Below are 7419 nucleotides of genomic sequence, written 5' to 3'. Positions count from 1 at the left end.
GGGAGGCGCCGGACAGGGAGGGGACGGACAGGAAGGGGACGGGCCCGGACGGCAGGGGGCTGGCATACATCCTCTACACCTCCGGTTCCACCGGCCGCCCCAAGGGCGTGGCGATCGGGCACCGCGCCCTGGTCAACCTGCTGCTGTCGATGCGCGACACCACCGGGTTCGGCGCCGATGACAGCCTGCTCGCCGTCACCACCGTCTCGTTCGACGTCGCCGGGCTGGAACTGTTCATGCCCCTGGTGGCCGGCGGGCGCGTGATCGTGTGCGACAGCGACACGGCCGCCGACGGCGCCCGGCTCGCGGTCCGCATCGAGGAATCCGGCGCGACCTGGATGCAGGCCACCCCCACCTCGTGGCGCATGCTGCGCGACGCCGGCTGGGACGGCTCCCCACGGCTGAACGTCCTCTGCGGCGGCGAGGAACTGCCTCTGGAGCTGGCCGAGTTCCTGTCCGGCCGGGTGGCGAGCCTGCGCAACGTGTACGGGCCGACCGAGACGACCATCTGGTCCACCGAGGGCCTGGTCGACCCCGCCGCCGGCATCGACATCGGCCGCCCCCTCGCCAACACGCAGCTGTATGTGCTGGATCCGCGGGGACGAGCCGTCGAACCGGGCTTCCCCGGCGAGCTGTGGATCGGCGGCGAGGGCCTCGCGGCCGGGTACTGGGACCGGCCCGAGCTGACCGCGGAACGGTTCGTCACCGGGCTGCCCGCCGCCCCGCGGCAGCGGCTGTACCGCACCGGCGACCGGGCCCGCTGGACCAGCGACGGCCGGCTGCTGCACCACGGCCGCCTCGACAACCAGGTCAAACTGCGCGGCTACCGCATCGAACTCGCCGAGGTCGAGGCCGTGCTGCAGGCGGTGGACGGCGTCTCCGCGGCCGTCGTGGTGGTCCGCGACGACCGGCTCGTCGGCTACGTGGTGCCCGAGCCCGGCACCGAGCCCGGCACCGGACCGAGTACGGCCGCGATCAAGAAGGCGGCGGCCGTGTCGCTGCCCCCGTACATGGTCCCGGGCATCCTCGTCGTCCTGGACGAACTCCCGCTGACGGCCAACAAGAAGATCGACCGCAACCGGCTGCCGGAGCCCGAGGTCACCTCGGACGCCGTCTTCGAGAAGCCGCGCGACGCCACGGAGATCACGCTGGCCCGCATGTGGACGGAGATCCTCGGCATCCCCGAGGTCGGCGTGCACGACAACTTCTTCGACGTGGGCGGCCATTCGCTGCTCGCCGTGCGGCTCAGCGCCGCCATCCGCGAGGAATGGGACGTGGAGATCCCGATCTCCGAACTGCTGCGGCAGGGCACCATCGCCGAACTGGCCACGACCGTACGGCGCGGCGGCCAGGAGACCCCCCGCGTCCCGGTCGTCACCCTGCGCGAAGGGGAGGAGGGGAGCAGGCCGCTGTTCCTGTTCCACCCCTTCGGCGGCACCGTCTTCTGCTACGTCGAGCTGACCCGCCACCTCCCCCCGGGCCGCGCGGTCCTGGCGGTGGAGGCGCCCGGCATCGAGAGCACGGGCGAGGCCGAGGTGAGCGTCGAGGGGATGGCCGCCCGGTACATCGAGTACCTCAGGGAGATCCAGCCCACCGGGCCGTACGCCCTCGGCGGCTGGTGCTTCGGCGGGGTGATCGCCTACGAGGTGGCCGGCCAACTGCGCGCCGCCGGCGAGGAGATCGAACTCCTCGCCGCCATCGACAGCCGCGCCCCGATCGAGGAGAACATCCCGGAGACCGCGGACGACGCGACGATCCTGTCGTGGTTCGCGCGGGACCTCGCGGTGCCCTACGGGAAGAGCCTCGACATCCCCGCCGAGGAGCTGCGGGAACTCGGCGGCGACGCCGCGTTCGACCACATCCTGGCCCGGGCCGCCGCCATCGGCGTCCTCGCCGAGGACGCGGACCGCGACCAGATCCTGCGCTACTTCGAGGCGTACCTCGCCAACGGCATCGCCCTGCAGACCTATCTGCCCGAGCCGAACGACCTCGAACTCCTGCTGCTCCGCGCCGTGGACGAGCCCGTCGACTACGGGCCGAAGCTCGGCTGGGACACGCTGATCAAGGGATCGCTCCAGGTCGTCGACGTCTGCGGCGACCACAACTCCGTCATGTATCCGCCGCACGCCGCCGTCGCCGCCGAGGCGATCGCACCGCACATGGGAGCACACCAGCGATGAACACCGCATCCCTCAGGGCCGAGTACGAGTTCGACCTTCCGGTGCCGCCGAAGGAGGCCTTCGCCTGGCTGTCCGACCCCGCCCGCGACCCCGAGTGGCAGGCCGGCTGCGTGGACACGAAGCTGCTCAACGGGGCCGCGCGCGAGGGCTGCCGGTACGAGATCACCTTCGCGCTGATCGGCAAGCGGATGACGTTCACCGTCGACATCACCGCGTACGAGCCGGGCCGCCGGTCCCGGTTCCACGTGGTGCACGGGCCGTTCGGCTACACCGGCACCTACGACTACACCGAGCGCCCGGACGGCACCACCGGCGTGCACTGGACGTTCGACGTGGAGCCCGGGGACTACTTCGGGATCATGCCGAAGTCCCTGCTGCGCAAGGTGCTGGTCAGCCAGGTCAAGAAGGACTCCGGCCGGCTCGCCGACCGGCTCGCGCAGGCGGAACGGCCCCGGTCGTCCTGACCCGGGCCCCGGCGCGCCCGCACCGACCACACCCGCGTCCTGACAGGAGAAGCCATGCCAGGGGAAACCCCTCAGCACGGGACCACACCACAGCAAGGGAACACGCCACAGCAAGGGAACACGCCCACGCACACGCGCACACCGCGGTCCGCGGGCCGACCGCGCCCGAAGACCGTCGTCACCGGTGTCGGCGCCACCACCGCGCTCGGCGGTGACGTGGCCACCACCTGGGAGGCGCTGCTCCGCGGCGAGAACGGCATCCGGCTGCTGGACGACGAGGACTGGACGACACACATGCCCCCGGCGCTCGGCGGGCGGGTGAAGGCCGAACCCGGGCCCGCGCTCGAGCACAAGCAGCGCCGCCGGCTGAGCCGTTCCGCCCAGCTCGCCGTGACGGCCGCCGCGGAGGCCTGGAACGACGCCGGCCTCGACGGCGCCCCGGCGGGGTCACGCCGGGTGGCCGTGGTCGTGTCGGCCGCCCTGGGCGACATGAACGCGATGATCAGCGGCTGGGAGGCGCTCAAGAGCCGGGGCTGGAACCGGGTGCCCCCGCTGACGGTGCCGATGTCCATGGGCAACGGCTCCGCGGCCGCCGTCGCCCTGCTGGTGAACGCGCGAGCGGGAGTGCACGCCACGGTCAACGCCTGCTCCTCCGGGACGCAGGCGCTGGCCACCGCGGCCGAGCTGATCCGCCGCGGCGAGGCGGACGTCGTCGTGGCCGGCGGCACCGAGGCACCGCTGCACCCGCTGGTCCTCGCCTCGTTCGGGTCGATGCGGGCCCTGTCGAAGCGGCTGGACGACCCGGCCTCGGCGTCCCGCCCGTACGACGCGGACCGCGACGGAATGGTGCTCGGCGAGGGGTCGGGCATCCTCGTCCTGGAGTCCGAGGAGCACGCACGGGAGCGCGGCGCGCGGATCTACGCCGAACTCGCCGGCGTGGGCAGTTCCTCGGACGCCTACGACATGGTGCAGCCCGACCCGGCCGGGGCCGGCACCGCCAGGGCCATCCGGGACTCGCTCGCCGACGCCGGGGCCCGGCCCGAGGAGGTGGTCCACCTGAACGCCAACGGCACGGCCACGCTCCCCGGCGACGCGGCCGAGGGACACGGCATCCGGGCCGTGTTCGGGGACGCCGGCCGGGGACCCGCGGTCTCGGCGAACAAGTCGATGACCGGGCACAGCCTGGGCGCGGCCGGCGCGATCGAGTCGATCGCCACCGTGCTCTCCCTGCACCACGGCATCGTGCCGCCGACCCGCAACTTCACCCGGCTCGATGAGGACCTGTCGGCCGACATCGTGCACGGCAGCCCGCGGAAGCTGGAGGGCGAGCGGAACGTCGCGGTGAAGAACTCGGCCGGGTTCGGCGGGCACAACGTCGCCCTCACCTTCCGCGGCGTCCCCGCCCGCCGGCACCCGTAACAACAGCACCCGTAACAACAGCACCGGTAACACCCGTATCCAGACGTGGAGTTGTTCCAGTGACAGCGATTGACCGCACCGTGGTCGTCACCGGTCTCGGTGCCACCACACCACTCGGCGGGAACGCCGCCTCCACCTGGCGGGGGCTGCTGGCCGGCCGCTCCGGGGTCCGCCCGCTGAGGCACGACTGGGCCCGCGAGGTCCAGGTGCGCATCGCCGCCGAGGCCGCCGTGGAACCGAGGGAGGTGCTGCCCGCCTCCGAGACCGGCAAGCTGGACCGCGCGGCCCAGTTCGCCCTCGTCGCGGCGCGCGAAGCGTGGGCCGACGCCGGGTTCACCGGCCGGGCCGGCGCGGACGCCCCGGTGGACCCGGACCGGCTCGGCGTGGTCGTCGCCTCCGCCATCGGAGGGATGACCTCGCTGCTCGACCAGTACGAGATGCTCAAGCAGCAGGGCCCGCGCGGGGTTTCCCCGCACGCGATGCAGATGATGATGGCCAGCACGCCGTCGGCCACCGTCGGCCGGGACGTCAACGCCCGCGCCGGAGTGCACAGTCCGGTCAGCGCCTGCGCCACGGGCGCCGAAGGCATCGGCTACGCCATCGAGATGATCCGTACCGGACGCGCCGACATCGTCCTCGCGGGCGGCACCGAGGCGGCCGTCTGCTCGCTGAACATGGCCGCCTTCGGCAACATGATGGCGATGTCCAAGCGCAACGACGACCCGGAGGCGGCCTCCCGCCCCTACGACGTCGACCGGGACGGCTTCGTCATGGGCGAGGGCGCGGGCGTCCTGGTGCTCGAGGCGGCCGAGCACGCGGCCCGGCGCGGCGCCCGCGTGTACGCGGAAGCCGTCGGGCAGGGGCTCTCCGCGGACAGCCACCACATCACCCGGCCCGAGCCGACGGGCCGCGGCATCGCCGCCGCGCTGAGCAACCTGCTGGAGGCGAACGACCTGAAACCCGCCGAGATCGTGCACGTCAACGCGCACGCCACCTCGACCCCGATGGGGGACGTCGCCGAGATCACCGCGCTGCGCACGGTGTTCGGCGACGACACCGACCGCTTCGCGGTCTCCGCCACCAAGTCCATGACGGGCCACCTGATGGGCGGGGCCGGCGGGGTCGAGTCCGTCGCCGCGATCCTCGCGCTGCGGGACCGGCTCGCGCCCCCGACCGTCAACCTGGACACCGTCGACCCCGAGGTGGCCGCGGACATCGTCCGCGACGAGCCGCGTCCGCTGCCCGAGGGGCGTATCGCCGCCCTGAACAATTCCTTCGGGTTCGGCGGCCACAACGTGGTGCTGGCGTTCCGGACCTGGTGACACCGCTCGGCGCGCTCACCGGTGGGGCGTGCCCGGGTCCGCTCCCTCCGGGTCCGCTCCCTCCGGGTCCGTTCCGGCCCGGGGCGGGCGGAGGTGGTGGGCGAGGGCCGTGACCAGGGCCTTCCGCACCTCCTCCGGAGGGCGGGGGCCCGCCCGGTCGGCATCGGCGGTCACCGCCGCGGCGACGGTACGCAGCGGGGCGCCGGACAGCCGGGAGGCCTCGCGCAGGATGAGCCAGGCGGTGTCCGAGTCGCAGCCGTGGGCGGCCATGAGGAGGCCGCGGGCCCGGTCGACGGCCGGCCGGGCGGCGATCGCCGCCCGGAGCCGCTCGGCCTCCTCCCGCACGGGCGGCCGTTTCGCCGGCTCCCCCGCCACCGCCGGGGCGGTGGCGGGCGCCGGCGCGCGGTCCCTGCCGGGAGTGCGCAGCGGGTCGGTGGTGTCCAGGCCGACGAGCGCCAGGATGCGGCGCGGCTGACCGGTCCAGCCGGTGGCCGTCACCGGCACCGACCGCCGGCGGCCGTGATCGCGCAGGACCTCCAGGAACCGCAGGCCCGCCGTGTCCATGAAGCGCACTCCGCTCATGTCCAGGTCGACCCGGGCCGTGCGGGCGGGCAGCCGGGCCAGCTTCCGGGCGAGGGCGTCCGCGCAGCCGTGGACCAGTTCACCGCGCGGGGTGAGCAGCGCCCGGTCCGCGTCCATGCGCCCACCGATGACCAGGGTGCCGCGTCGTCCCGAGAAAGGTCGTCCAGGGAAAGGGGGTGGGGCCGCGGAGGTCATGACACCGCCTTGTCGGTACGCGTGCGGGCCGTCGGGCGTACGGTTCGGTCGCCGTGGACCGGGCGGCAGGGCATGCGGGACATGCCGGAGGGCGGAACGTGCGCGGTCCATGCAGTGCTCGCGGATGCGCCTGCCCGGTTTGCCGCGCCTCACACCCCTTGTCGTCGAACCGGCCGGAATTCCGGCCGGACACGGCGGGTACGGAGGGTATCCGGACACGGCGGGTACGGAGGGTACGGCGGGTATGGCGGGTACGGCGGGCCCGGGGGCTCAGGTCGCCAGCGGGTTCAGTACCAGGGGGGCGATCTTGCCCTCCAGCATGGCGCCCAGGCCCTGGACGGCGCACACGTCCGGCCGTTCGGCGATGTGCACCGGCATGCCCGTCGCCTGCCGCAGCATCTGGTCGAGGCCCGGCAGCAGGGCGCTGCCGCCGACCATCATGATCCCGCGGTCGACGAGGTCGGCGACCAGGTCGGGCGGGCAGCCCCGCAGCACTTTGCCGATCCCGTCCAGTACCGCCGTCAACGGGGTCTGGATGGCGTGCCGCACGGCGGCCGTGTCGACCTTGACCGAGCGGGCGAGGCCGGTGGCGACGTCCCGGCCGTGGATCTCCGTCGACTCCGGGCCCTGCGGAGTGAGCCCGTTGCCGGACAGGGCCAGCTGCAACGGCCGTACGGACTGGCTCGGCAGCATCAGCTCGTGCTGGTGGCGCAGGTGCTGGACGATGGCGTGGTCCACGGCGTCACCGCCGACCGACATACGCTCGGCCGTCACGATCGAGCCGAGGGAGAGCACGGCCACCTGCGTGGTCGCCGCCCCGCACACCAGGATCATGGTCGCCTCGGGACGTTCCACGGGCAGCCCGCAGCCGACGGCGGCGGCGATGAGCGTGTCGACCAGCTCCACCCGGCGGGCNNNGCAGCATGCGCTGCGCCATGTCGATGTCGACGACGGTGCCGCCCGACACGGGCCGTACGACCCGGATGTAGCTCGGCGTCCGCCCCTTCATCCGCTCCGCGAGCTCGCCGACCGCGATCAGCGCGCCGGTACGGGTGTTCACGGCGGCGGCGGACGGCTGGTCGACGACGAGACCGGCACCCTTGACGTAGACCCGGGTGCGGGCCGCTCCCAGGTCGACGGCGAAGTGGCAGCGGCGCAACTGCTCCAGCCTGGCGGTCACGGCGATCCTCCCGAGTGCGCGGTCCTACGGGCCGCCGGGGGGCGGACCTCATGACCATCGTGCGCGCCCGGGAGGGC

Annotated in this window: 5 protein-coding genes and 2 pseudogenes; 4 read left to right on the top strand and 3 right to left on the bottom strand. The window is 73.6% G+C overall.

Annotated elements, in window-relative coordinates; translation table 11 throughout:
• The 4 genes from AOK11_RS17965 to AOK11_RS17950 form a co-directional block, all read left to right on the top strand.
• Positions 1–2180, top strand: a 2180-nt coding sequence (locus tag AOK11_RS17965) for a non-ribosomal peptide synthetase (RefSeq protein WP_157869388.1), incomplete at its 5' end; no start/stop codon positions are given.
• Complete coding sequence (locus AOK11_RS17960; protein WP_055594733.1) at positions 2177–2644, top strand: SRPBCC family protein; 468 nt, start codon at positions 2177–2179, stop codon at positions 2642–2644. The genes AOK11_RS17965 and AOK11_RS17960, both read left to right, overlap by 4 nt.
• Positions 2645–2698: 54 nt before the next feature.
• On the top strand, positions 2699–4063 hold the full coding sequence (locus AOK11_RS17955; RefSeq protein WP_079034931.1) for a beta-ketoacyl-[acyl-carrier-protein] synthase family protein: 1365 nt from the start codon (positions 2699–2701) through the stop codon (positions 4061–4063).
• 59 nt (positions 4064–4122) lie between these two features.
• A complete protein-coding gene (locus AOK11_RS17950) occupies positions 4123–5385 on the top strand; it encodes a beta-ketoacyl-[acyl-carrier-protein] synthase family protein (RefSeq protein ID WP_055594731.1) in 1263 nt (420 codons plus the stop codon).
• A gap of 15 nt (positions 5386–5400) precedes the next feature.
• On the opposite strand, the gene AOK11_RS17945 is transcribed toward AOK11_RS17950, so the two are convergent.
• The 3 genes and pseudogenes from AOK11_RS17945 to AOK11_RS45055 all read right to left on the bottom strand — a co-directional run.
• Positions 5401–6084 (bottom strand): ANTAR domain-containing protein, encoded by a 684-nt coding sequence (locus AOK11_RS17945; RefSeq protein WP_240497381.1) that lies wholly within the window; start codon positions 6082–6084, stop codon positions 5401–5403.
• Between the two features lie 348 nt (positions 6085–6432).
• Positions 6433–7077 (bottom strand): annotated as a pseudogene (locus AOK11_RS17940) (rod shape-determining protein); the annotation flags it as partial.
• Positions 7078–7080: 3 nt separating this feature from the next.
• A pseudogene (locus AOK11_RS45055) lies at positions 7081–7321 on the bottom strand (rod shape-determining protein); the annotation flags it as partial.
• Between the last annotated feature and the right edge of the window lie 98 nt (positions 7322–7419).

The organism is Streptomyces hirsutus, assembly GCF_001418415.1.
Taxonomy (GTDB): domain Bacteria; phylum Actinomycetota; class Actinomycetes; order Streptomycetales; family Streptomycetaceae; genus Streptomyces; species Streptomyces hirsutus.
This window is presented reverse-complemented; position numbering and strand designations above follow the sequence as displayed.

Coding starts and splice junctions, on each gene's coding strand:
- AOK11_RS17960 (WP_055594733.1), top strand. CDS start 2,177: ATGAACACCGCATCCCTCAGGGCCGAGTACGAGTTCGACCTTCCGGTG.
- AOK11_RS17955 (WP_079034931.1), top strand. CDS start 2,699: ATGCCAGGGGAAACCCCTCAGCACGGGACCACACCACAGCAAGGGAAC.
- AOK11_RS17945 (WP_240497381.1), bottom strand. CDS start 6,084: ATGGACGCGGACCGGGCGCTGCTCACCCCGCGCGGTGAACTGGTCCAC.